The sequence below is a fragment of the Bradyrhizobium sp. STM 3566 genome, from assembly GCF_045571445.1.
Classification (GTDB): domain Bacteria; phylum Pseudomonadota; class Alphaproteobacteria; order Rhizobiales; family Xanthobacteraceae; genus Bradyrhizobium; species Bradyrhizobium vignae.
Genome location: NZ_CP120692.1, coordinates 5817385 through 5840824, shown reverse-complemented (window position 1 = coordinate 5840824; position 23440 = coordinate 5817385). Strand labels below are relative to the sequence as shown.

The following is a 23440-nucleotide window of genomic DNA, read 5'->3' as shown; positions in this document are numbered from 1 at the left end:
ATCTCAATAATGCGGTGGACGCTCGTTGGCAGGTCCGGGCGCGTTTGCCTCGGCCTCCTGGAGCCGCTCATTGAGCTGAGCGATCTGCCGCGTCAACGCGTCGATCTGCTTCCATTGTGCGGTGATGGTCTGGTTCAACGTCTCGATCGTGTCGTCCTGGTAGGCGAGGCGCGTCTCCAGCGTGTCGATGCGCTCGCTCAGCGTCTTGATCTCATCGGTCACGGCCGTGCCCCAATTCCTGTTCGCGCAGGCCCCGTTCGAGCAAGCCGTGGCCGAGCGCCACGCGCTCGTCGAACACGAAGCATTCGCCGCGCCAGCGGCTCTCCGCCTCCGGCACCTCCTCGAGATATTTGAGGATGCCGCCCTTGAGGTGATAGACCTCGGCAAAACCGCGGGCGAGCAGATGCGCGCTCGCCTTCTCGCAGCGGATGCCGCCGGTGCAGAACATCGCGATCCTGCGGTGCCGCGCCGGATCGAGGCTGGCTGCGGCAAAATCCTTGAACTGGCCAAAGCTCTTGATGCCGGGGTCGACCGCGCCCTCGAATGTCCCCATGGCCACCTCGAAGGCGTTGCGGGTGTCGAGCAGCAGCGTGTCGGGCGTCGCAATCAGCGCGTTCCACTCGGCGGCATCGACATAGGTGCCCACTTGGCGGGCCGGGTCGGCAGTCTCGTCGCCGAGCGTGACGATCTCCTTCTTGAGCCGCACCTTGAGGCGCCCGAACGGCATCGCTTCCGCAGTCGAGAATTTCAATTCGAGATTGTCGAGCCGGCCGCCGAACATGTTGCCGTGTGCGAGCTCGCTGGCGAAGGCGTCGATCGCCTCCGGCGCACCGGAGACCGTGCCGTTGATGCCCTCCTGCGCCAGCAACACGCTGCCCTTCAGATGAAGGCCAGCGCAGAACGCGCGCAGCAGCTCGCGCAGCTCGCGGTAATCGGGGAGGGCGACGAATTGATAGAAGGCCGCGACCCTGGTTGTCGAATTCCGATCAGACATGGCGGCTCGTTTAGCAGGCGGCGGCCCTCCGGAAAACCCGCACGGCGGTTTGCCTCGAAAATCCATACGCCCAGCGGATGGCAGCCATTTGCCTGGTATGCCAGCATTGCCCCGCCGGGCGGGAATGTGTCATGTAGACGCGGTTTTCGAGATGGCGCGCACCCGCGCCGACGGCCAAGAGAGCAAGACATTCGATGAGAAACTTTCATTTCCCCGGCAGGTCCACGGTCCATGCCACCAACGCGATGGTGGCGACCTCGCATCCGCAGGCGTCGCTCGCCGCGATCGAGGTGCTCCGTGAGGGCGGCACGGCGGTGGACGCGGCTGTCGCGGGCTCGGCCCTGCTTGGCGTGATCGAGCCGCAATCGACTGGCATCGGCGGCGACTGCTTTGCGCTGATCCAGCCGCGCGGCGAGGGCAAGATCGTCGCCTATAACGGCTCCGGCCGCGCGCCCAAGGCGGCGAATGCCGACTGGTATCTCGAGCGCAAGATCAAATCCGTGCCGCTGACCTCGGCGCATGCGGTCTCGATCCCCGGTGTGATCGACGCCTTCGCGACCGTGCTGCGCGACCACGGCAAGTTCGGTTTCGACCGCCTGCTCCAGCCCGCGATCAAGGCGGCCGAGGAGGGCTATGTCGTCGCGCCCCGCATCGCCTTCGACTGGAAGAACCAGTTCGAGAAGCTGAAGAACGGCACCAACACCGTGCGCTACCTGCTGCCCGGCGGCAAGCCGCCGGTGGCCGGCGACATCATCCGCCAGATCGAACTCGGCAAGACGCTGCGCGCGATCGCCAAGAACGGCCGCGACGCCTTCTACAAGGGTGAGATCGCGGAGGATATGGTCGAGACGCTGCGCGGCATCGGCGGCCTGCACACGCTCGACGATTTCGCCGCGCACACGACCGAAGTGACCACGCCGATCGGCACCATGTACAAGGGCTACGACGTCTGGCAGTGCCCGCCGAACGGCCCGGGCGTCACCGCGCTCTTGATGCTCAACATCCTGTCGCGCTTCGACCTGACCAAGTACGCGCCCGTCAGCGTCGAGCGCTTCCATCTCGAGGCGGAAGCCGCGCGCATCGCCTACATGAACCGCGAGATGCACGTCGCTTCTCCCGAGCACATGAAGATCAATGTCGCCGAGATGCTCGAGAAGGGCTTTGCCAACGAGTACATCAGCAAGATCCGCATGGACGGCATGCTCGACCTGCCGAACGTCGCGCCGCCGATGAACCCCTCGACCATCTACATCACGGTGGTGGACAAGGACCGCAACGTCTGCTCGTTCATCAACTCGGTCGCGCATTCCTTCGGCTCGGCGATCGTCTCGAACAAGACCGGCGTCTTGTTCCAGAACCGCGCCGGCGGTTTCCGCATCCAGCCCGGTCATCCCAACTGCATCGAAGGTGGCAAGCGCCCGCTGCACACGATCATGCCGGGCCTGCTCACCAAGGGTGGCCGTTCCACCATGTCCTTCGCAGTGATGGGCGGCCAGTACCAGCCGACCGGCCAGACTCATCTGCTGACCAACATGCTCGATTACGGCTGCGACGTGCAGGAGGCGATCGACATGCCGCGCGGCCTGCACTACGAGGGGCAATACCAGCTTGAGGACAGCGTGCCGGCTGCGATTGTCGAAGGTTTGAAGAAGCTCGGCCACAAGACCACCAGCGTTGTCGGCCCGCTCGGCGGCGCCCAGGCGATCTGGATCGACTGGGACAAGGGCACGCTCACCGGCGGCTCCGATCCGCGCAAGGACGGCTGCGCGCTCGGCTATTGAGCTCGCGCGGGGTTCCGCGCACGAGATCAGGACGCGCGATCAGGAAAAGTTGACGAGGGGCGGCGCGGCATTTGCAGCGCCGCCCTTTCTCGTTCGGAACTGCACTCATTGCTCCAAGTTATGCGGCGATGAGCGGTGCAGGCGTGCGCTGCTTTTCTCGATAGCGGCGGAGGCTGGCCCATGTCCGACAAATCAAGTTCCCGACCATCTGGATTCGATCGGCGCGCCTTCATGGCCGGTGCCGCCGGAAGTGTGCTGGTTCCGATGACGGCGCGCGCGGCCGCGCAGGATGCAAATGCGCCCCTCGCGCAGGATCCGTCGCTTCCCGTTGAGGTCACGCTGCGGGTGAACGGCGAGGACAAGCACCTGAGCCTCGACGCACGCACCACGGTGCTCGATGCGCTGCGTGAACATCTCAAGCTCACCGGCAGCAAGAAGGGTTGCGACCACGGCCAGTGCGGCGCGTGCACGGTGCTGATCGATGATCGCCGGGTGGTATCGTGCCTGACGCTGGCGGTCGCCGCCGAAGGGCAGGAGATCACGACGATCGAGGGCCTCGCCACCGACGACCGCCTGCATCCGATGCAGCAGGCCTTCATCGACAACGACGCATTCCAGTGCGGCTACTGCACGCCTGGCCAGATCATGTCCGCCGTGGCGTGCGTGAAGGAGGGGCATGCGGGAAACGAGGCCGACATCCGCGAATATATGAGCGGCAACATCTGCCGCTGCGCCGCCTACCCCAACATCGTCGCCGCCGTGAAGCAGGCCGCGCCCGAGATCATGAAAGGCTAGGCGCATGCGACCGTTCTTGTATCAGAGAGCATCAGACTCGAATATGGCCGTGCAGGCGCTCGGCGCCGCAGCGGCCGCCAACAATCCATTGACGAAAGCGACGGCGCAACCGCTTGCCGGCGGCACCACACTGATCGATTTGATGAAGCTCGATGTGATGCGGCCCGCCACGATCGTCGATATCAATCCGCTGGCGCGCGCCTGGTCGGCGATCGAGCCAGGCAGTGATGGCTTGCGGCTCGGCGCGCTCGCAAAGATGTCCGACGTGGCCGCCCACGCCGAGATTCAGCGCAGCTATCCGGTGATCGCGGATTCGCTGAAGCTCGCCGCCAGCGCCCAGCTGCGCAACATGGCGACGCTCGGCGGCAATGTGATGCAGCGGACGCGTTGCAATTACTTCCGCGATGTCTCCTATGAAAACTGCAACAAGCGCAATCCCGGGTCTGGCTGCGCCGCAATGGACGGCGTCAATCGCATGCATGCGGTGCTCGGTACCTCCGATCAGTGCATCGCGACCTATCCTGGTGATTTTGCCCAGGCGCTGATCGCGCTGGATGCTACGGTCGAGATCACGGGCAAGGCCGGTACGCGCACGATGCCCTTTGCCCAGTTGCACAAGGCCCCCGGCGACACGCCTGAGATTGAGACCACGCTTCAGCCTGGCGAGCTGATCTCGGCGTTCTCCATTTCCGGACGCTGGCCGCGCTCGGTGTATCTCAAGGCACGCGACCGACAATCTTACGAATTCGCACTCTCATCGGCCGCGATCGCGCTCGATGTGCAGGACGGCACGATCAGGGACGCGCGCGTCGCGCTCGGCGGCGTCGCCACCGTGCCGTGGCGGGCGCGCGAGGCGGAGGCGCTATTGAAGGGGCAGAAGTTCGATGAAGCGCTGGGACAGCGCATCGCCGAGGCCGCCTTTGCGGACGCCCGCGGCCGTCGGCACAACAGCTTCAAGATCGCGCTCGGCAAGCGTGTGGTGGCTCGTGCGCTTCAGCAGGCCGTAACGATGGAGATCTGACCATGACCGCTGCAGCTCCCGAGCCCAAGGCGAATATGGGCCAATCCGTGCCGCGCTATGATGCGGCCGCAAAGGTCACGGGGCGGGCGACCTATGCCTCGGACATGCCGCTGGACAATCCGGCCTACGCATTCCTGGTCACCAGCGCCATCGCCAAGGGTCGTATCGACCGCTTCGATCTCGACGATGCCGGGCGCGTCCGCGGCGTGATCGACATCGTCGCGCACGAGAACGCTCCGAAGCTGAAGGAATCGAAACTCTTCAGCAACGGCGGCTATGCCGGCACCACGATCCAGCCGCTGAAGTCGGCCGAAATCGCGCATGACGGCCAGATCATCGCCGTGGTCATCGCGGAGAGCTATGAGGCGGCGCGCGAGGCGGCCAATCGCGTCAAGGTCAGCTACACCGCGGCGGCGCCGAGCGCGAGCTTCGACTCGCCGGGGACAACCATGGCAGCCGCCAAGGGACAGAACGCGCAGTTCAAGGAAGACCCCGCGGTCGGCGACTTCGCCAAGGCGTTCGAGACGGCCGAGGTCAAGCTCACCGCTTCCTATGATACGCCGACGCAGCATCACAATCCGATGGAGCTGTTCACGACCAGCTGCGTTTGGATGGGCGACAATCTCGTCATCTACGAGGGCAGTCAGTACGTCTATGGCCTGAAGAACGGCGTGGCCGAGCAGCTCGGCATCGACGCCGACAAGGTGCGTGTGGTCAATCCATATGTCGGCGGCGGTTTTGGTTCGCGCGGCTCGATGACGCCCCGGACTGCCATCATCGCCGGCATTGCCAAGCGCCTGAACCGCCCGATCAAGCTGGTCCCGACCCGCGACCAGGGCTTTACCATTGCGACCTATCGCGCCGAGACGCGGCATGAGATCAAGCTCGGTGCGAACCGGGACGGAAGGCTGGTCGCTTTGAGGCATGAGGGGGCCGAAGTCTCCTCGCGCCCCGACGCCTATTGCGTCGGCGGCACCAAGACGACGACGCGGCTCTATGCTTGCCCGAATGTGGACAGCCTGGTCTCGATCGTGCGCGCCGATCGCAATACGCCCGGCTTCATGCGATCGCCCCCCGAGATGCCGTATTTGTTCGCGCTGGAGAGCGCGCTGGACGAGCTTGCGGTCAAGCTCGACATGGACCCGATCGAGCTTCGCCGCATCAACGACACCACGAACGAGCCGATCAACGGCAAGCCCTACACGTCGCGCTCGCTCATGGCCTGTTTCGACGAAGCCGCAAAAGCGTTCGGCTGGGCGCAACGCTCGCCTCAGCCGAAATCGATGTCGGACGGCGACTGGTTGATCGGCTACGGCTGCGCCGCGACCTGCTATCCGACGCAGATGGCGCCGTCCGCCGCGCGCGTGCGCCTGCAGCGCGACGGCCGCACCCGCGTCGAGATCGCCGGGCACGAGATCGGCACCGGTGCTTATACCGTCATCGCCCAGACCGCGGCTGAGCGGCTCGGCGTACCGCTCGAGAAGGTCGCAGTCTTCATCGGTAACAGCGACCTGCCGCCGGCGCCGGTGGCGGGCGGTTCGAACTCGACCGCCAGCACCTGTTCTGCGGTGATGATGGTGTGCGACCAGATCCGCCAGCGCCTGTTCAAGGCGGTGATGCCGAGCGACAGCCTCGCCGACAAGGCCAAGGAGACCGTCGGCATCAGCCCGGCGCCTTCGACCCAGGCGGCGAGAGGCGATCGCTCCCTCGATCTCGACAAGGCCTTCGATGCGCTCGGCGTCGGCGTGGTCGAAGAGTATGGCGAGTGGAAGCCGGAGGGCGCGCCGCTGGATTCCTTCCAGGCCATGCACACGGGTCACGTGCGGTTGATCGGCGGTCACGCCATGAAAGACCAGATCGCCTACGCCTTCGGGGCGGAGTTCGTCGAGGTCCGCGTCAACCGCTTCACACACGAAATCCGCTGTCCCCGCCTGGTCGGCGCGTTCGCGGCGGGCAGAATCATGAATCCGCGCACCGCGCGCAGCCAGCTCATGGGAGGTCTGATCTGGGGCATGTCCTCGGCGCTGCTGGAGGCCACCGAGATCGACGAGCGCAATGCGCGCTACGTCAACGACAATCTTGCCGACTACCTCGTGCCCGTGAATGCCGATGTGCCCGGCGTCGAGGTGATCATGCTTTCCGAGCAGGACGACCATATCAACCTGGTGGGCGCAAAGGGCCTTGGCGAGCTTGCCAATGTCGGCACCAATGCTGCGGTCTGCAACGCGCTCTATCACGCCACCGGTCAGCGTATCCGCAAGCTGCCGGTGCGGCTGGAAAATATCGAGATCTAAGGGGTGGAAACGGCGACGGCGTTGGGTTAGACACCTCCCGCCTCAAACGGAAGGTGCCTTATGCAGCGTTTCCGGCGCGTGCTCCTCGCCCTGATGTCCGCACTCGCGATCACCGTGATCGCGGGCGTGTCGCATTTTGCTTCCACCACGGCCTCGGCCCAGACCGCAGGAAAGACCATGACCACAGCTTCAGGCTTGCAGATCATCGACTCCACCGTCGGCACCGGTGCTTCGCCGCAGCCCGGTCAGATCTGCGTGATGCACTATACCGGCTGGCTCTATGAGAACGGCCAGAAGGGCAAGAAATTCGACTCCTCGCTCGATCGCAAGGAGCCGTTCGAATTCCCCATTGGCAAGGGCCGCGTCATCGCCGGCTGGGACGAAGGCGTGGCCTCGATGAAGGTCGGCGGCAAGCGCACGCTGATCATCCCGCCGCAGCTCGGCTATGGCGCACGCGGTGCCGGCGGCGTGATCCCGCCGAATGCGACGCTGATGTTCGACGTGGAATTGCTCGCGGTGAAGTGACGGCTCAAACAACAAGACCGGCCTGCTGGCCGGTCTTGTTCATTTTCGATCTTACGCGCATTACTCTGCCGCGCGACGTGCCGCCGCGGCGGCGCGATCCATCGCATCCTTGGCGGCGTCCTTGGCATCGCCCATGGCCTGCTGACCCTTGCCCTTGACCTCCTGCACCGCGCCTTCGCCCTTCATGCGGTCGGATCCGGTGGCCTCGCCGACGCCCTGCTTGGCCTTGCCGATCGCCTCGTTGGCGTTGCCCTTGATCTTGTCGCTCGTGCTACCCATGAAACGCTCCTTCCATCTTGCTCGGTGCGACAACGCTCGGCAGCTGGCAGCGTTCCGATTTTGGTATGGCTTGCGGCTGCGCCTTTGGGTTAGTTTTGCCGCGCACGGAACCAACAGAAAGCAAGTCCAATGACCGGCCATGACCACTCGCATTCCCACCATGACCACGATCACGACGATCGCTGGAAACATGACGGCGTGCGCGTCATTCCCGGCAACCAGCTCGATACCAATGTGCCGTCGACGCCAGGCATGGACCGCGCAGCCGCCATCAATTTCGCCCGCGTCGGGGCGCAGAAATTGTGGGCGGGTACGGTCAGCATCAAGCCGGATGCCAAGACCGGCGCGCATCATCACGGCCATCTCGAAAGCGTCATCTATGTGGTGAAGGGGAAGGCGCGGATGCGCTGGGGCGAGAGCCTGCAATTCACGGCGGAAGCCGGTCCCGGCGACTTCATTTTCGTCCCGCCCTATGTGCCGCACCAGGAGATCAATGCCAGCGCGGACGAGGTGCTGGAATGCGTTCTGGTGCGCAGCGACGGCGAGGCGGTGGCGATCAACCTCGACATCGAGCCAGTCGAGAAGCCCGAGACCGTGCTGTGGATCGACCCGGTGCACCGGGATCCCAACGAGAAGAAGTAAGACTCTTCAGGGGCGCGGGCGCGGCGCGACAGAACCCCGCAGACCGGGATTCAAAAAATCGTCGGAAGCGGTGTCGGATGGCGGCCTGGTCGTCCGTCCTTGGGCAGAACCCCGCCCAAGGAGCTTCCAATGCCCAAGATGATCTTCGTCAGCCTGCCGGTGACCGACCTCAAGCTCGCGACCGCCTTCTACGAGGCGGTCGGCGCGGTCAAGAACCCGCAATTCAGCGACGAGACCGCGAGCTGCATGGTCTTTTCCGAGACCATTTTCGTCATGCTGCTAACCCACGACAAATTCCGCCAGTTCACGCCGAAGCCGATCGCGGACGCCAGGACTTCGAACCAGGTGCTGCTCTGCCTGTCCGCGGACAGCCGCAGCGATGTCGACGATATCGTCGCAAAGCCCGAGGCTGCGGGCGGGATGCCCGATCCCAGCCCGAAAGACGAATACAGCTTCATGTACGGCCGCAGCTTCGAGGATCCCGATGGTCATATGTGGGGCGTGAACTGGATGGACCTCGCGGCCGCCCCCCTGCAGCCCGACGTGGCGAACGCCTGATTCAAGCCCATCAAGACCTGAAGAGGAGCATTCACGATGTCCAAGCTCGTGCCCTGCATGTGGTTCAACGGCGATGCCGAGGACGCCGCAAAATTCTACGTCTCGCTGGTCCCGAACTCAGAGATCACGCACGTCCAGCGCAACGTTTCGGACGGGCCCTCCGGCAAGGAAGGCTCCGTGCTCGTGGTCGAGTTCACCGTGGCCGGACAGCCGCTGGTCGCGCTCAACGGCGGCATGAAGATGGAATACACCCACGCGATCTCGCTGATGATCCATTGCGACGACCAGGCCCAGGTCGACAGCGTCTGGAACGCGTTCCTCGCCCATGGCGGCAGGGAGGAGCAGTGCGGCTGGCTGAGGGATCGCTGGGGCGTGGCCTGGCAGGTGGTGCCGAAGGTGATCTTCGAGTTCCTGTCGAGCCCCGATAAGGCCGCGGCCGCGCGTGCGATGCAGGCCATGATGAAGATGGTGAAGCTGGACGTGGAAGCCTTGCGCCGCGCGTTCGAGGGCAAGTCGGCAGCGTGAAGGTCGGAATGCTCTCGTCATGAGATCGGTGTCATCGCCCGGCTTGATGTTCAGCCCGGGGACATGACCGACGGGTGTTCGGGGACATAGCCGACACATTCCCCGCTTTGCGCGGGGAATGACAGCAGAGTTTGTGGCCGCGGGCCGCCGCTAATAGTTGATCCTCAGCCCCACGCCGCCGTGGATCGTATTGCCCACCGGCTGCGGGCCCAGTGTGCCGTTGGCGAACAGGTCCACGATCCAGCCCTTCTGCACGCGGAAGCCGAGGCGGCCGCCATATTCGAACCAGCCCTGGTTGCCCATGGTCGGCACCACCACGCCGTTGCCGGTCACCGTGGCGACGATGCCGCTATGGCTGGCGAACGACTGCACCCAGCCGCCATTGATGTTGGTCTCGATGTTGCTGCCGAACAGATGCGTCCACTGGCCGCCGATCTTGATGAGGCTGGTGCGGTCGGTGCCGGTCGCGATGCTGGCGTCGAATGGATTGAACGCCACTGCGCTGTCGGTGTAGCCCGACACACGTTGCCAGAGCTGCCAGACTTCGATCGAGGCCGCGACCTCGTCGCGCGGCGAGAGGCGGCTGATCCAGCCGGCACGGCCGTAGACGGCGTAGTTCGATGCGTTGGTCGAGCTCGTCACGCTGACCGGGCCGAGGCTGGTGTCGTAGCTGCGCGTGTAGCGTGCCTTCTCCCATGGCGTCAGAATGGTGCCGACATCGAAGAACGGGCGCGACGAGCCCCAGTCGGTGAAGTCATAGCGTAGCGCGAAGGCGCCGATCGGCGCGCTCGTGATCTTGTAGCCGCCTTCGCTGTATTGCGTGTAGGCGATGCCGGCGAGCAGCGACAGATTGTTGGTCAGCTCCTTGCGGCCGTGGATGCCGGCCGAGAACGAGCCGGCCGAGCCGAACGCGCTGATGCAATCGCTGCAATTGATCTGCTCGTTGACACCGAGCAGCACCGTGCCGAGCACCCGGTTGGTGATCATCTGGTTGAAGCGCTGATTGGCGAGGCCGCCGATCGAGTTGCCGCTGGAATCCGCACCGGTCGGCGTCGGGCTAGGAGACGGATATGGCGACGGCGACGGCGAGGGATAGGGACTAGGCGAAGGGGAGGGCGTCGGGGACGGTGAATAGGTCGGCGTAGGCGACGGCTCGCTGCATTCGATCTCGCAGGTCGCCTGGGCTGCCGCCGGAAGAACATCGAACGCGACAAGCGCAAGCGCCGCCACGGCGGAAAGCAAGCCGGCGAGGATGAGGCGCTTCAACGGGAGCTTCGCCATCGTCAACGCCCGCACAGCATGCCGTCGTCCTGGACGGCGGGCGTGATGGTCGGCGGGGCGCCGGCGTACTGGTTGATCGCGCACAACCCGGCGCTCGCGGCGCAGTTGGCGGCGAAGGTCCAGGGCGGCGTGTTGGTCTTGGTGATGCTCACCTTGCCGCCGGTCGATGTGATGATCGCGGTGTCGCCGGGCTGGGTGAGTTGCACGCACTGAGAGCTTTTCGTGCAGACGCTGGCTGCGCCGTCCTGAAGCACGACCACGGAGCGCCCGCGTTGCGAGAGAATGTCGAGTGTGGTGCCGCGCACGCCGATGGTCGCGAGCGGCGTCGTGATCTTGTAAGCGGCCTTTTCGGAGTGCCCGGTGACGAAGCGGAAGGCGCCGGTGGTCATGCGGATCGCGACGTCGCGATAGCTGTGCTCGTCGTTGAAGACGGTGCGGTCGAGCTTCAGCGTGGCGCTCGGCCCGAGCGACAGATTGGTGCTGTCGGCCATCACGAAACGCGCCGCGCTGTCGGCGCCGGTCCGCACGGTCTCGTCGCGCAGCATGCTGTCGCCGACATTGATCGGCGTCGTGGTCGCGGCGACGCGCACCACCTCGTTCTGGATCACGACGGCCTCGCCGACGCGCGTCTGCGCCTGGGCGCCGGACGCCGCGCAGATTGCGGCCGTGAGCAATATCGGGAAAAGCCAAAAACGCAAATTCATTTCGCAACCGATCGATGTGCCCCTGATCGTACCGGATCGCGCGCGCTTCTGATGTGGCGGAATTATCACAAGCGGCGCGGGACGTGCGTCATGCTTAGTGACAGCTGCGGCAGAATGCGTTCAATGACGAGAACCACTCTCTTTTTCTCAGCGGTGAAGCAGATTTGCCACGCAAGACGGCCCCACAAAAAATGCTCGAATCGCCCGCGGTTCCAGAGGTGTCGCGGAGCGCAGTGATTGCTGTCGCGATTTTCCTGGTTGCGCATCTGGCGCTGCTGATCGGTCTCACCACGCCGGAAAAATTCGTCTTCGACGAGGTGCATTACGTGCCGGCGGCGCGCCAGATGCTGGCGCCCGTGATGTCGCAGCCGATGCTCAATCCGATGCATCCGCCGCTGGCCAAGGAGCTGATCGCGGCATCGATCGCAACTTTCGGCGACAACGCGCTTGGCTGGCGTTATCCCGCGACATTGTTCGGCGCGCTCGCGATCGTCGCGATCTACCTGTGCGGTCTTGCGCTGTTTTCCGCGCAGGGGCCCGCGATCGCCGCGGCCCTGATCGCCGGCCTCAACCAGATGCTGTACGTGCAGGCGCGCATCGCAATGCTGGACATTTTTGCGCTCGGTTTTGGCCTGCTCGCGACCGCGGCCTTCATGCATGGGTTTCGCAGAGAGCGGCCCCAGGCGATGTTTGCGTTCGCGGGGTGCCTGTTCGGCTGTGCGGCGGCCTGCAAGTGGAGCGGCCTGTTTCCGCTTGGCGTGTGTATCGTCATCGTTGCGGTGATCCGCTTGATGCAGGGCTGGCGCACGCTGTTCGCCGAACCGAAGCCGGACGATTGGTATCGGCCGGAGCTTTGGCCAAGCCTGAAGCTGCATCATATCGCGCTCTGCTTCGCGGTCTTGCCGACGGTGGCCTATCTTGCCGCCTTCGTTCCGCTCTATGGATTGTCGCTGCCGGATTTGATCGAGGCGCAGCGGCGGATCTTTGCCGACAACACCACGACGGCCATCGCCGGCCACACCTATATGAGCGCATGGCCGTCCTGGCCGTTGCTCGCGCGGCCGGTGTGGTTCCTGTTCGACAAGACGGCGGAGGACCACGTCGCCGCAATCGTCTTCCTCGGCAATCCGCTGGTAGCGTGGCCGGCGCTGCTCGCGCTCGTCGTGGTGCTGCGCGATTTCATCGTGGCGCGGCGCTGGGACGCGTTCCTGATCGCGGCATTTTATTTCGGTCCCTGGCTCGCCTGGGCGTTGCTGCCGCGCACCCTGGGTTTCATCTATTACTACCTGCCGGCTGCAACCGCAGCGTCGCTGGCGCTGGTCTACGTGCTGCGCCGGGAGGGGCTGCCGCGCTGGCTGCTGTGGGCTTATGTCGGCGTCGCCGCGGCCGCCTTTGCAATCATGCTGCCGATTTCCGCGGCCTTCATCGGCACCTCGATGAAGGGCTTCAACCGGCTGATGCTGTTCCAAAGCTGGATATGACATCGCCGCCTGCCGGGCTGCGGCAAGCTGCGTGTTTTGCCCGACGGTCGCGAGTTACTTCGCCGCCGTCTTGGTGTCCATGTTCACGACCTGGACGCGGCGGTTGATCGGGTCGGCGCCGTTGGCGGCATCCTTCAGCTTGGTCTTGCCGTAGCCGACGGTGACCAGATCATTGCCGTTGAGACCGTAGTTCTGCACCAGGTACTTCTTGATAGTGTCGGCGCGCCGTTCGGAGAGCCCTTGATTGTACTCTTCGCTGCCGATCGCGTCGGTGTGGCCGGCGACCACGAAGGTCGAGCCCTTGAGCGCCGGATCGGACAGAGCCTTGCCGAGCGCCTGCACCGAGGCCACCGACGTCTTGGCGATATCGGCCGAGTTGTAGTCGAACTGGATCTCCAGATCGATCTTCGGCTTGGTCGCAGCGAGCTCGGCGATCTGCTCGCGTTCGCCCGTCGAGAGCGACCTGGTCGATCGGTTGCGCACGGTGTTGAGGAAGGCGGCTTCCCTGGCCTGCGCGGTCGTGTCGGCCTGCGGACCGACGGAGAGGCCGCGGGTCACCGGCTTCGGCTTCAGCGCATCGACGATCTGGCTGGCGGAGATGTTGTTGTCGCCGGCCAGCGCAAGGCTCGCCGTCATCGACAGAGCTGCGGAGAGGGTTATCGCCTTCAGTCCAAAGAACTTATCAAAACGGGTCATTGTCGTATCCTCGCTGTCACGCCCGATGGCGATTTGATGCCGCGAGCCTAGGGCAGGTTCAACGGCACTGACGTGATCTTGGTCACATTCGAAAGTGCGAGCCGAGCTCACTCTTGGTCGGGCTGGCTTGTTCGCGGTTTGCTTCGAACTGCTCCCGAGCGGGTTCCCGGAAATGCGCTTTCACCGATCGTCGCAAAGGCGTCGCGTCGCGGCCCGCCCGCGAACAAGAATTCGTCCAGAAGCCCGCCTAGCACGCGTCAATCATTCGACAATTTGTCCCCTCCGCGACAGGAGCCGAGTTCCGTCCAGTGCCGAGGCCAATTGACCATCAGCGTGACTATCAGTTCTATCGCAGCGGCCCTCCGGATCGGACACTGTCCCTGAGCTCAACGCCCATTTATATCGGCGCAGCGATGATCGCAGTGGCAATCCTGCTGTCGACGCTGATCTCGGGGCTGACCTCCCGCTATATCGGGCTCGAAGGGCCGACCGACGAGAACATGTGGCTGGTCGACCGCCTCACCGGCAGCGTTTATCGCTGCCAGGCGGAGGCACGCGGCAAGGCCGTGTGCGAGCCGGATGTCGCGACCGGAAGCCTCGGTGACCGGTCGAAGGCGCCGAAGGACGGCCGCTGATCCTGTGTTCGCAGCGCAGCAAGATAATTGTGTAGCGTCCACACTTTCGCTGTCACCCGCATCCGCAGCGATGATGGCCCAAGGACAACATGATGAAGTCCGCCGCCGCGATGGGCAGTACGCCAGATACCTCGGCCAAGATGACGTCCAAAAAGGAAATGGCCATGGCAGCACCGATATGAGCAATGGCAAGATAAAGCGTGCCTGCATGCACTACATGAAATCGCAGAAAGCAATGATGGCAAGTAGGCTTCGGCGCGTCATCCGCCGCGCTGTCAGCAGGTGGCAGCGCGGTTTTTCTTTGGCCGCTCCCGCGGTCCTCTTTCCTCCTTCTTGTTGGCGCGAATCCCGCTACATTGCCTGCTGCAATGTCCCGTACGCCCAAACCGCTTCCACTCACCACGACACAGGCCCGGCGGATCTGGCTGCATGCCCAGCGGTTGGACGAGCGCATCCCGTTCGGTGACGGAGCGCAGGCCGTGGCGGACGCGGTCGCCCATCTCGGCTATGTGCAGATCGACACCATCAACGTCATCGAGCGGTGTCATCACCACATCCTGTTCAGCCGCATTCCGTCCTATCGTCGCGCCGATCTGGGCCAAGCCCAGAGCACCGACAAGAGCGTGTTCGAATACTGGACGCATGCGTTGTCCTACGTCCCGGCGAGCGATTTCCGCTTCTTCCTGCCGGCGATGCGCGAGCATCGGCGCGAGGGGCACAAATGGTTTGCTTCGGTGAAACCGGCCGACACGCGCAAGGTGATGCGGCTGCTGCGCGCCGGTCCGCTGACGATCCGCGACATCGATGACGACGTGCTGGTCGAGAAGGAGCATCTGTGGCAGAGCCGCAAGCCGTCGAAGCGGGCGTTGCAGCTCGCCTTCTATACCGGCGCCGTGACCATCAGTGAGCGCCAGGGCATGCTCAAGACGTACGAGCTGATGACGCGCCATTTCGGCTGGGACAAGCTGCCGAAGGCGGCGTCGGCTGGGGAGATCACGGCCTATCTGCTCGACCGCGCGCTGCGCTCGCAGGGCGTGGTCAGCCTCGATTCGATCTGCCATCTCGACGCGCCGCGCAAGAAGGCGGTCGCGCGCCTGATCGCCTCGCGCGTCCGCCGCGGCGAGCTCCTGCCTGTTACGATCGAGGGCGCCGGCAAGCAGGAGCATTGGGCCTCGCCCGCAGCGTTGGAGCCGCATGAGGTATCGCCCGATCTCGTCCACATTCTTTCGCCGTTCGATCCCCTGATCATCCAGCGCAAGCGCACCAATCTGATCTTCGGCTACAACCACCTGTTCGAAGCCTATGTGCCGAAGGCCAAGCGCAAATTCGGCTACTTCGCGCTGCCCGTGCTGGTCGGCGACGAGATCGTCGCCGCGCTCGATCTCAAGACCGATCGGCAGGCGAAGAAGCTGTTGATGCAGAAATGGACCTGGGTCGGGCAGGGCAAGAAGACGGCGGGACGAAAGGAGCTCGAGCGCAAGATCGAGGACGAGCTCGATCGCTTCGAGCGGTTTCAATTGGCGGAGTGAGACGCCTTCTGCGTCGGCGCAATGGCTTGATCCGGCTGCGCCCCGTGCATTGCTCGCTCCATTGACTCTTTGCCCGCGATGCTCAAAACCGCCCACTCGGCCCACAAAAGCAACAACCCCGGGGGAAGCCATGAGCCAGACCACCTATGCCGGTTCCGCCGGCGGCGCCAAGAGCGCCAGCAAGAGCGCCAGCAAGAGCGACATCGAAACCTCGACCATCCGCGCCATCTCCTGGCGCCTGATTCCGTTCCTGGTGCTGGCCTACTTCTTCTCCTATCTCGACCGCGTCAATCTCGGCTTCGCCGCGCTGACCATGAACGCCGAGCTGAAATTCACGCCGCTGATCTTCTCCTGGGGCGCCGGCATCTTCTTCATCGGCTATTTCATCTTCGAGGTGCCGAGCAACCTCGCGCTGGAAAGATTCGGCGCGAGCCGCTGGATCGCCCGCATCATGGTGACCTGGGGCATCATCTCGGCGCTGATGGCGGTGGTGAGCGGCGTCACCAGCTTCTACGTGCTGCGCTTCCTGCTCGGCGTCGCCGAGGCCGGCTTCTTCCCCGGCATCATCCTCTATCTCACTTATTGGTACCCGGCCGAATATCGCGCCCGCTTCCTCGCGGCCTTCGCCATCGCGGTGCCGGTCTCGACCGTGATCGGCGCGCCGATCTCGGGCCTCTTGCTCGGGCTCGACGGCATGATGGGGCTGAAGGGCTGGCAGTGGCTGTTCATCATCGAGGGCATCCCCTCGGTGTTGCTCGGCATCGTCACCTGGTTCTATCTCACCGACAAGCCGGAGAAGGCGGACTGGCTCTCTTCCGAGCAGAAGGCCTGGCTCAAGGCGAAGCTCGATGCCGAGATCGCCATCAAGCAGGCCGTGAAGCATCCCTCGCTGGGCGAAGCCTTGTCCTCGCCGAAGGTGATCGCGCTCAGCCTGATCTATTTCGGCTTTGTCGGTGCGCTCTATGGCATGCAGTTCTGGCTGCCGCAGATCGTCAAGGCGTTCGGCCTCACCAACGCGCAGACCGGCTTCGTCACCGCGATTCCCTATCTGTTCGGCACCATCGCCATGATCCTGTGGGCGCGGCATTCGGATGCGAGCCGCGAGCGCGTCATGCATGTCGGCGCCCCGCTGCTGCTCACCGCCGTCGCGCTCGGCGTCTCCTCCTATCTCACCGATCCCACCCTCACGACGGTGGTGCTGACGGTGGCCGCGGTCGGCGTGTTCTGCTGCTTCGGCGTGTTCTGGACCCTGCCGACCTCCTGGCTCTCCGGCACGGCGGCGGCCGGCGCCATCGCCCTGATCAACTCGATCGGCAATCTCGCCGGCTTCGGCGGTCCCTATCTGATCGGCTGGGTCAAGGAGGCCACCGGCCAGACCTCGACCGGCCTCCTGGTGCTCGCGGTGCTGCCGTTGATCGCCGGGATCCTCGTCTTCGCCGGCGGCCACGACAGCAAGCACGAGTTCAGCGAACAGAAGCGGTGAGGGCGAAACCCACCGCTGCGTAGATCCTATGGGTGACGGGTGGTCTAGGCGCCATCCGGGCACCCGCCTGGCAACGGTCCTCTGAAACGCTCACCAGCTTTGACGATCACGGTTTCCTGATGACTGACGATTATTGACTTTTATCAGTGATTAGTCGACATTCCTCTCATTCGAAATGCTAGGAGTGTCCTTCGATGTTCGTCCGGTCCGTTTTGTCGAGCTATTCCAGGCTGTTGGCAGGTGTGTCGCTGGCCCTGATGGCCGCCAGCCTCGCCGGATGCAATGATACCGTCGCCGAGAAGGCCGAGCCCCCACGGCCGGTCTTGGTCGCGACCGCGCATTATGATGCCGAAACTCCGGAGCGCAGCTTCGTCGGGACCATCAAGCCGCGGATCGAAAGCGATCTCGGCTTCCGCGTCGCCGGCAAGGTGGCAAAGCGCCTGGTCGAAGTCGGCCAGACGGTCGAGGTCGGCCAGCCGCTGGCCACCCTCGACGAGGTCGACCTGAAGCTCCAGGCCGAGCAGGCGGTGGCGGAGCAGACCGCCGCAACCGGCGTGCTGGCCCAGGCCGCTGCCGCCGAGCAGCGCGCCAAGGATCTGAAGGCGAAGGGCTGGACCACGGATGCGCAGCTGGATTCGAGCCGTGCGGCCGCCGACGAGGCCCGCGCACGCCTCGATCGCGCCGTTCGCTCGGTCGAGCTGACCAAGAATTCCCTTTCCTACGCGACGCTTGTTGCCGACGCCCGCGGCGTCGTCACCGCAACGCTGATCGAGCCCGGCCAGGTGGTCGCCGCGGGCCAGGCTTCGATCCGTGTCGCCCGTTTTGCCGAGAAGGAAGCGGTCGTCGCGATCCCTGAGACGCTGGTTGGACGCGCCAAGTCGGGCGTCGCCAGCGTCACTCTTTGGTCCGAGCCGGATAAGAAATATGCGGCCAAGCTGCGCGAGATCGCGCCGGCCGCCGACCCGGCCACGCGCACCTATCTGGCAAAGTTCTCGCTGCCCGAGGCGGACGACAAGGTCGCGCTCGGCATGACCGCGACGCTGACGCTGTCTGACGCCGCAACCGAGCGCGTCGCCCGGCTGCCCCTGTCGGCGCTGTTCAACGAAGGCGGCAAGCCGTCCTTCTTCGTTGTCGACGACAATGGCTCCGTCACCTTGAGGCCGGTCGCAGTGAAGTCCTACGAGAGCAACGACGTGCTCATCACCGGCGGTGTCGAAGAGGGCGCCAAGATTGTCGCCCTCGGCGTGCAGAAGCTCGATCCGAGCCAGCGGGTGCGGATCGTGTCGTCCCTGAGTTTCTAGTTTCCGTCATTCCGGGGCGCGCGTAGCGCGAACTACGGTGCGCAATTGCGCACCTGAGAATCTCGAGATTCCGGGTCCGGTCCTTCGGCTATCCCGGAATGACAAGGAAATTGAATTCCGTCGTGTGAGGTGAGTTTCGGCCTTTGTCCCTAAGCAAAGGCTGAAGCGGCGAAGCGATCCAGAACCTGCCCAGCCCCCTGGATTGCTTCGCTGCCTCGCGACGACGGTTCGAACAGAGCGGCTGTGGTTGTTTGCAACTGGATCGTCTTTCGGAGAGTGCGATGAAGCGCTTCAACCTTTCGGCCTGGGCCGTCAGCCATCCGACGCTGGTTCTCTTCCTGATGGTCGTGCTCGGCGTTGCCGGCTTCTTCTCCTATGAGAAGCTCGGCCGTGCCGAGGATCCGTTCTTCACGGTGAAGGTGGTCAACGTGTCCGTGATCTGGCCCGGCGCAACCGCGCAGGAGATGCAGACGCAGGTCGCCGATCCCATCGAGAAGAAGATCCAGGAGCTGCCCTATTTCGAGAAGGTGCAAACCTATTCCAAGCCCGCCTTCACCGCGCTCCAGGTCACCTTCCGCGACAACACGCCGCCGAAGGACGTGCCCTACCTCTTCTACCTGCTGCGCAAGAAGCTGGTCGACGTGCAGGGCCAGCTGCCCTCCGGCATTCTCGGACCCGTCGTCAACGACGAGTTCTCCGACGTCGATTCCATCCTGTACATGATGACCGGCGACGGCGCCGACTATGCCCAGCTCAAGAAGGTCTCGGAAGGATTCCGTCAGCGCCTGTTGAAGGTGCCTGGCGTGACCAAGGTCGACGTCTATGGCAACCAGGACGAGCGCATCTTCGTCGAGTTCAGCCACGCCAAGCTCGCCACGCTCGGCATCACGCCGCAGGCACTGTTCGATTCCCTTGCCAAGCAGAACAACGTGACGCCGGCCGGTACGGTCGAGACTTCGTCGCAACGCGTGCCGCTGCGCGTCACCGGCGCGCTCGACGGCGCCAAGGCCGTCGCCGAGACCCCGGTCGAGAGCAACGGCCGCGTGTTCCGTCTCGGCGATATCGCCACCGTCACCCATGGCTTCGTCGATCCGCCGAGCTTCGTCGTGCGCCAGGAAGGCAAGCCCGCGATCGGCATCGGCATCGTCACCGCCAAGGGCGCCAACATCCTCGATCTCGGCAAGGAGGTCGAGAAGGCGACCGCCGAGTTCATGAAGGCCGTGCCGCAAGGCATCGACGTCAAGCTGATCGCCGACCAGCCCAAGGTGGTCGAGCACGCCGTCGGCGAGTTCGTTCACTCCTTCATGGAGGCGCTCGTCATCGTGCTGTTCGTCTCGTTCCTGGCGCTCGGCTGGCGCACCGGCATCGTGGTCGCGCTGTCGGTGCCCTTGGTGCTCGGCATTGTCTTCATCGTCATGAACACGATGTCGCTCGACCTGCATCGCATCACGCTCGGCGCGCTGATCATCGCGCTCGGCCTGCTCGTCGACGACGCCATCATCGCGGTCGAGATGATGGTGGTGAAGATGGAGCAGGGCTGGGATCGCATGCGCGCGGCGTCCTTTGCCTGGGAATCCACTGCGTTTCCGATGCTCACGGGGACGCTGGTCACGGCCGCTGGCTTCCTCCCCATCGGCTTTGCCAATTCCGCGGTCGGCGAATATGCGGGCAGCATCTTCTGGATCGTGGCGATCGCGCTGGTCGCCTCCTGGTTCGTGGCGGTGATCTTCACGCCCTATATCGGCGTCAAGCTGCTGCCCGACATGAAGGCCCACCACCACCATGATCCGCACGCGGTCTACGAGACCCGGATGTACCGGGGCCTGCGCGCCATCGTGCAATGGTGCGTCAACCATCGCATCACCGTGGTGGCCGCGACCGTCGGCGTCTTCATTGCTTCGATCGTCGGCTTCGGCCATGTCCAGCAGCAGTTCTTCCCGCTGTCGGAGCGGCCCGAGCTGTTCCTGCAGCTGCGCCTGCCCGAGGGTACCGCCTTCAACGTCACCGAGAAGGCGGTGAAGGAGGCCGAGACGCTGCTCAAGGATGACAAGGACATCGAGACCTACACCGCCTATGTCGGCCAAGGCTCGCCGCGCTTTTGGCTCGGCCTCAACCCGCAGCTGCCGAACGAGGCCTTTGCCGAGATCGTCATCGTCGCCAAGGGCGTCGAAGCGCGCGAGCGCGTCAAGGCCAAGATCGAGAACGCGGCAGCTGACGGTTTCCTCTCCGAGGCGCGCGTGCGCGTCGACCGCTTCAACTTCGGTCCGCCGGTCGGCTTCCCCGTCCAGTTCCGCGTGATCGGCCCCGACGCCAACAAGGTGCGCGAGATCGCCTATCAGGTCCGCGATGTCATGCGGCAGAACAAGAGCGTCAAGGACGTCCAGCTCGACTGGAACGAGCAGTCTCCCTATCTCAAGCTCGTCGTCGACCAGGATCGTGCCCGCGCCATGGGACTGACCCCGCAGGACGTCTCGCAGGCACTCGCGATGCTGATCTCGGGCGCGCAGGTCACCACCGTGCGCGACGGCATCGAGAAGGTCGGCGTGGTCGCCCGTGCGATTCCCTCCGAACGCCTCGATCTCGGCGGTGTCGGTGATCTCACCATCACCTCGCGCAATGGCGTCGCTGTGCCGCTGCAGCAGATCGCCAGAATCGAGTATTCCCACGAGGAGCCGATCATGTGGCGGCGCAATCGCGACATGGCGATCACGGTGCGCTCCGACGTCGTCGACGGCGTGCAGGCGCCGGATGTCACCAACCAGATCACGCCGAAGCTGAAGGCGATCAAGGATCATCTCGAGCCGGCCTACCGGATCGAGCCGGGCGGGGCGTTCGAAGAGTCTGCCAAGGGCAATGCCTCGATCTTCATCCTCTTCCCGGTGATGGTCATGGTGATGCTGACGCTGCTGATGATCCAGCTGCAGAGCTTCTCGCGCTTGATCCTGGTGTTCCTGACCGCGCCGCTCGGCATCGTCGGTGCCTCGCTCGGCCTCAACGTTGCCAATGCCCCGTTCGGCTTCGTGGCCCTGCTCGGCCTGATCGCGCTCGCCGGCATGATCATGCGCAACACCGTGATCCTGGTCGACCAGATCGAGACCGACGTCTCCCACGGCCTGACCCGGCGCGAGGCGATCGTGGAAGCGACCGTCCGCCGCGCCCGTCCGGTGGTGTTGACGGCGCTGGCCGCCATCCTCGCCATGATCCCGCTGTCGCGCTCGGCCTTCTGGGGCCCGATGGCGATCACCATCATGGGCGGCTTGTTCGTCGCGACCTTCCTGACGCTCCTGTACCTGCCGGGTCTTTACGCCCTGTGGTTCAGGAAGAGCCTGGACGAGGCCGGCACCGCCGAACAGCCTGCCGCGCCGCAGCATGGGAGCGATGACCGGCGCGCAATTCCACTTGCTGAGGCGGCTGAATAAGTGAGATGAAGTATTGAGGAACGAGTCCTGAGAGATGACACTGGTTGCGGAACATATCGAAGGCGACACCCGGGATCGTATTCTCGAGGTGGCTGAGCGGCTGTTCCGCCAGATCGGTTACCAGAAGACCACGGTCGGCGACATCGCCAAGGAACTCCGGATGAGCCCCGCCAACGTCTATCGCTTCTTCGAATCGAAGAAGGCGATCCACCAGGCGGTGGCCCGGTCGCTGATGGGGGAGGTCGAGCTCGAGGCCCAGCGGATCGTGGCGAGGCCCGGTCCGGTCAAGGAGCGCTTCCGCGAGTTGCTCACCACCATCCACCGCATGAACACCGAGCGCTATGTCGGCGACAACAAGCTGCATGAGATGGTCGAGATCGCCATGCAGGAGGACTGGGACGTCTGCGCCTCCCACATGGAATGTATCGCCGGATTGATTGGGCAGATGATCGCGCAAGGCGTGGCCTCCGGCGAGTTCGAGGCTCCCGACGTGCAACTGGCTGCGCTCTGTTCCTGCACCGCGATGATGCGCTTCTTCCACCCGCAGATGATCGCCCAGTGCGCCACCAAGCCGGGCCCGAACATCGACCAGATGATCGATTTCGTCATCGCGGGTCTGTCCCCGCGCCACTGACGGGCGGGGCCGTTTCTTCCTATAAGCAGGCCGACCGCTCCCGGCTGACGGCCGCGTGGCGGTCCGGGACGGATCATCAAACTCCGTCATTGCGAGCGTAGCGAAGCAATCGAGGCTGTCTCCGCGGACGGATTCCGGCTTGCTTCGCTGCGCTCGCAATGACGAGCAGGGGAAAGCCAGCGTGACCGACAAAGACCTCCACTTCTACGAGCCCTCCAAGGGCCACGGCCTCAAGCACGACCCCTTCAACGCCATCATCGCGCCGCGGCCGATCGGCTGGATCTCTTCACGCGACGCCAGGGGCCACGTCAATCTCGCGCCCTACAGCTTCTTCAACGCGTTCTGCTACGTGCCGCCGATCATCGGCTTCTCCTCCACCAACTGGAAGGACACGGTCGAGAACATGCAGCAGACCGGCGAGTTCGTCTGGAATCTGGCCACGATGGACCTGGCGAAGCACATGAATGCGACTGCGGCCCATGTCGCCCCCGAGGTCGACGAGTTCGAGGTCGCGGGCCTCACCGCTGTACCCGGCAAGCTCGTCAACGTGCCGCGCGTGGCTGAGAGCCCCGTCGCCTTCGAGTGCAAGGTGTCCGATATCGTCCGCCTCAAGGGTGCCGACGGCAGGGAGGCCGACGCGTGGCTGACCCTCGGCGAGGTCGTCGCCGTCCACATCGACAAGGCCTTGATCAAAGATGGCGTCTACCAGACCGCCGCCGCCCGCCCCATCGTTCGCGCCGGCCGCCGCGGCGACTATTTCGAGATCAAGCCGGAAAACATGTTCGAGATGGTGCGGCCGGATTAGGCCGGCTTTTCTCTCCACACGTCATTCCGGGGCGCGCCGTCAGGCGCGAACCCGGAAT

22 protein-coding genes are annotated in these 23440 nt (G+C 64.4%); 16 read left to right on the top strand and 6 right to left on the bottom strand.

What is annotated here, in order from left to right:
• Positions 1–3: 3 nt before the first annotated feature.
• Both P6U27_RS28260 and P6U27_RS28255 read right to left on the bottom strand, forming a co-directional pair.
• Entirely contained in the window at positions 4–222 is a 219-nt protein-coding gene (locus tag P6U27_RS28260; protein ID WP_407121724.1) for a SlyX family protein, read from the bottom strand.
• Positions 212–994 carry a rhodanese-related sulfurtransferase gene (locus P6U27_RS28255; RefSeq protein WP_407192868.1) on the bottom strand — a complete coding sequence of 261 codons (783 nt, stop codon included), beginning with the start codon at positions 992–994 and terminating at the stop codon, positions 212–214. Before P6U27_RS28255 ends, P6U27_RS28260 begins: the two co-directional genes overlap by 11 nt.
• Before the next feature lie 194 nt (positions 995–1188).
• Between P6U27_RS28255 and ggt the strand changes: the two genes are divergently transcribed.
• From ggt to P6U27_RS28230, 5 genes are all read left to right on the top strand, one after another.
• Positions 1189–2775, top strand: a complete 1587-nt coding sequence (gene ggt, locus P6U27_RS28250; protein WP_407192867.1) for a gamma-glutamyltransferase — start codon at positions 1189–1191, stop codon at positions 2773–2775.
• Positions 2776–2955: 180 nt separating this feature from the next.
• Positions 2956–3570, top strand: a complete 615-nt coding sequence (locus P6U27_RS28245) for a (2Fe-2S)-binding protein (protein ID WP_129144977.1) — start codon at positions 2956–2958, stop codon at positions 3568–3570.
• A 43-nt stretch (positions 3571–3613) separates the two neighbouring features.
• Entirely contained in the window at positions 3614–4591 is a 978-nt protein-coding gene (locus P6U27_RS28240; RefSeq protein ID WP_407192866.1) for an FAD binding domain-containing protein, read from the top strand.
• Positions 4592–4593: 2 nt separating this feature from the next.
• The gene (locus tag P6U27_RS28235; RefSeq protein WP_407192865.1) at positions 4594–6885 is read left to right on the top strand and encodes a xanthine dehydrogenase family protein molybdopterin-binding subunit; all 2292 of its coding nucleotides are present in this window, start codon (positions 4594–4596) and stop codon (positions 6883–6885) included.
• Positions 6886–6945: 60 nt separating this feature from the next.
• The gene (locus P6U27_RS28230; protein ID WP_122404897.1) at positions 6946–7410 is read left to right on the top strand and encodes an FKBP-type peptidyl-prolyl cis-trans isomerase; all 465 of its coding nucleotides are present in this window, start codon (positions 6946–6948) and stop codon (positions 7408–7410) included.
• 60 nt (positions 7411–7470) lie between these two features.
• Here the strand turns inward: P6U27_RS28230 and P6U27_RS28225 are convergent, their stop codons facing one another.
• A complete protein-coding gene (locus P6U27_RS28225) occupies positions 7471–7689 on the bottom strand; it encodes a CsbD family protein (RefSeq protein WP_122404896.1) in 219 nt (72 codons plus the stop codon).
• 129 nt (positions 7690–7818) lie between these two features.
• Here P6U27_RS28225 and P6U27_RS28220 point away from each other — a divergent pair, with 129 nt between their 5' ends.
• From P6U27_RS28220 to P6U27_RS28210, 3 genes are all read left to right on the top strand, one after another.
• The gene (locus P6U27_RS28220) at positions 7819–8331 is read left to right on the top strand and encodes a cupin domain-containing protein (protein ID WP_129144981.1); all 513 of its coding nucleotides are present in this window, start codon (positions 7819–7821) and stop codon (positions 8329–8331) included.
• Between the two features lie 129 nt (positions 8332–8460).
• Positions 8461–8889, top strand: a complete 429-nt coding sequence (locus P6U27_RS28215; RefSeq protein WP_407192864.1) for a VOC family protein — start codon at positions 8461–8463, stop codon at positions 8887–8889.
• Positions 8890–8925: 36 nt separating this feature from the next.
• Positions 8926–9414 (top strand): VOC family protein, encoded by a 489-nt coding sequence (locus P6U27_RS28210; RefSeq protein ID WP_122404893.1) that lies wholly within the window; start codon positions 8926–8928, stop codon positions 9412–9414.
• Between the two features lie 150 nt (positions 9415–9564).
• Here P6U27_RS28210 and P6U27_RS28205 read toward each other — a convergent pair whose 3' ends face one another.
• The gene (locus tag P6U27_RS28205) at positions 9565–10695 is read right to left on the bottom strand and encodes a hypothetical protein (RefSeq protein WP_407192863.1); all 1131 of its coding nucleotides are present in this window, start codon (positions 10693–10695) and stop codon (positions 9565–9567) included.
• Between the two features lie 2 nt (positions 10696–10697).
• Positions 10698–11399: a FecR domain-containing protein gene (locus tag P6U27_RS28200; RefSeq protein WP_407192862.1), complete on the bottom strand. Its 702-nt coding sequence runs from the start codon at positions 11397–11399 to the stop codon at positions 10698–10700.
• 191 nt (positions 11400–11590) lie between these two features.
• On the opposite strand from P6U27_RS28200, the gene P6U27_RS28195 reads away from it, so the two are divergent.
• Positions 11591–12880, top strand: a complete 1290-nt coding sequence (locus P6U27_RS28195; protein WP_407192861.1) for a phospholipid carrier-dependent glycosyltransferase — start codon at positions 11591–11593, stop codon at positions 12878–12880.
• 54 nt (positions 12881–12934) lie between these two features.
• Here P6U27_RS28195 and P6U27_RS28190 read toward each other — a convergent pair whose 3' ends face one another.
• Entirely contained in the window at positions 12935–13576 is a 642-nt protein-coding gene (locus P6U27_RS28190; protein ID WP_407192860.1) for an OmpA family protein, read from the bottom strand.
• A gap of 413 nt (positions 13577–13989) precedes the next feature.
• On the opposite strand from P6U27_RS28190, the gene P6U27_RS28185 reads away from it, so the two are divergent.
• From P6U27_RS28185 to P6U27_RS28155, 7 genes are all read left to right on the top strand, one after another.
• The gene (locus P6U27_RS28185; RefSeq protein ID WP_122404888.1) at positions 13990–14211 is read left to right on the top strand and encodes a hypothetical protein; all 222 of its coding nucleotides are present in this window, start codon (positions 13990–13992) and stop codon (positions 14209–14211) included.
• A gap of 368 nt (positions 14212–14579) precedes the next feature.
• Positions 14580–15740 (top strand): winged helix-turn-helix domain-containing protein, encoded by a 1161-nt coding sequence (locus P6U27_RS28180; RefSeq protein ID WP_407192859.1) that lies wholly within the window; start codon positions 14580–14582, stop codon positions 15738–15740.
• 130 nt (positions 15741–15870) lie between these two features.
• Positions 15871–17223 carry an MFS transporter gene (locus tag P6U27_RS28175; protein ID WP_407192858.1) on the top strand — a complete coding sequence of 451 codons (1353 nt, stop codon included), beginning with the start codon at positions 15871–15873 and terminating at the stop codon, positions 17221–17223.
• Positions 17224–17417: 194 nt separating this feature from the next.
• Positions 17418–18524: an efflux RND transporter periplasmic adaptor subunit gene (locus P6U27_RS28170; protein WP_122404885.1), complete on the top strand. Its 1107-nt coding sequence runs from the start codon at positions 17418–17420 to the stop codon at positions 18522–18524.
• A gap of 281 nt (positions 18525–18805) precedes the next feature.
• Positions 18806–21943 carry an efflux RND transporter permease subunit gene (locus P6U27_RS28165; protein WP_209296700.1) on the top strand — a complete coding sequence of 1046 codons (3138 nt, stop codon included), beginning with the start codon at positions 18806–18808 and terminating at the stop codon, positions 21941–21943.
• Positions 21944–21977: 34 nt separating this feature from the next.
• Positions 21978–22577: a TetR family transcriptional regulator gene (locus P6U27_RS28160; protein WP_407192857.1), complete on the top strand. Its 600-nt coding sequence runs from the start codon at positions 21978–21980 to the stop codon at positions 22575–22577.
• A 181-nt stretch (positions 22578–22758) separates the two neighbouring features.
• Entirely contained in the window at positions 22759–23382 is a 624-nt protein-coding gene (locus tag P6U27_RS28155) for a flavin reductase family protein (protein WP_164937221.1), read from the top strand.
• Positions 23383–23440: the final 58 nt, after the last annotated feature.

Bases quoted from the DNA above. Each gene is read 5' to 3' on its own strand.
- ggt (WP_407192867.1), top strand. From the start codon at position 1,189: ATGAGAAACTTTCATTTCCCCGGCAGGTCCACGGTCCATGCCACCAAC.
- P6U27_RS28195 (WP_407192861.1), top strand. From the start codon at position 11,591: ATGCTCGAATCGCCCGCGGTTCCAGAGGTGTCGCGGAGCGCAGTGATT.
- P6U27_RS28190 (WP_407192860.1), bottom strand. From the start codon at position 13,576: ATGACCCGTTTTGATAAGTTCTTTGGACTGAAGGCGATAACCCTCTCC.
- P6U27_RS28230 (WP_122404897.1), top strand. From the start codon at position 6,946: ATGCAGCGTTTCCGGCGCGTGCTCCTCGCCCTGATGTCCGCACTCGCG.
- P6U27_RS28255 (WP_407192868.1), bottom strand. From the start codon at position 994: ATGTCTGATCGGAATTCGACAACCAGGGTCGCGGCCTTCTATCAATTC.
- P6U27_RS28225 (WP_122404896.1), bottom strand. From the start codon at position 7,689: ATGGGTAGCACGAGCGACAAGATCAAGGGCAACGCCAACGAGGCGATC.
- P6U27_RS28220 (WP_129144981.1), top strand. From the start codon at position 7,819: ATGACCGGCCATGACCACTCGCATTCCCACCATGACCACGATCACGAC.
- P6U27_RS28185 (WP_122404888.1), top strand. From the start codon at position 13,990: ATGATCGCAGTGGCAATCCTGCTGTCGACGCTGATCTCGGGGCTGACC.
- P6U27_RS28170 (WP_122404885.1), top strand. From the start codon at position 17,418: ATGTTCGTCCGGTCCGTTTTGTCGAGCTATTCCAGGCTGTTGGCAGGT.
- P6U27_RS28180 (WP_407192859.1), top strand. From the start codon at position 14,580: ATGTCCCGTACGCCCAAACCGCTTCCACTCACCACGACACAGGCCCGG.
- P6U27_RS28175 (WP_407192858.1), top strand. From the start codon at position 15,871: ATGAGCCAGACCACCTATGCCGGTTCCGCCGGCGGCGCCAAGAGCGCC.
- P6U27_RS28240 (WP_407192866.1), top strand. From the start codon at position 3,614: ATGGCCGTGCAGGCGCTCGGCGCCGCAGCGGCCGCCAACAATCCATTG.
- P6U27_RS28210 (WP_122404893.1), top strand. From the start codon at position 8,926: ATGTCCAAGCTCGTGCCCTGCATGTGGTTCAACGGCGATGCCGAGGAC.
- P6U27_RS28200 (WP_407192862.1), bottom strand. From the start codon at position 11,399: ATGAATTTGCGTTTTTGGCTTTTCCCGATATTGCTCACGGCCGCAATC.
- P6U27_RS28245 (WP_129144977.1), top strand. From the start codon at position 2,956: ATGTCCGACAAATCAAGTTCCCGACCATCTGGATTCGATCGGCGCGCC.
- P6U27_RS28165 (WP_209296700.1), top strand. From the start codon at position 18,806: ATGAAGCGCTTCAACCTTTCGGCCTGGGCCGTCAGCCATCCGACGCTG.
- P6U27_RS28205 (WP_407192863.1), bottom strand. From the start codon at position 10,695: ATGGCGAAGCTCCCGTTGAAGCGCCTCATCCTCGCCGGCTTGCTTTCC.
- P6U27_RS28215 (WP_407192864.1), top strand. From the start codon at position 8,461: ATGCCCAAGATGATCTTCGTCAGCCTGCCGGTGACCGACCTCAAGCTC.
- P6U27_RS28235 (WP_407192865.1), top strand. From the start codon at position 4,594: ATGACCGCTGCAGCTCCCGAGCCCAAGGCGAATATGGGCCAATCCGTG.
- P6U27_RS28160 (WP_407192857.1), top strand. From the start codon at position 21,978: ATGACACTGGTTGCGGAACATATCGAAGGCGACACCCGGGATCGTATT.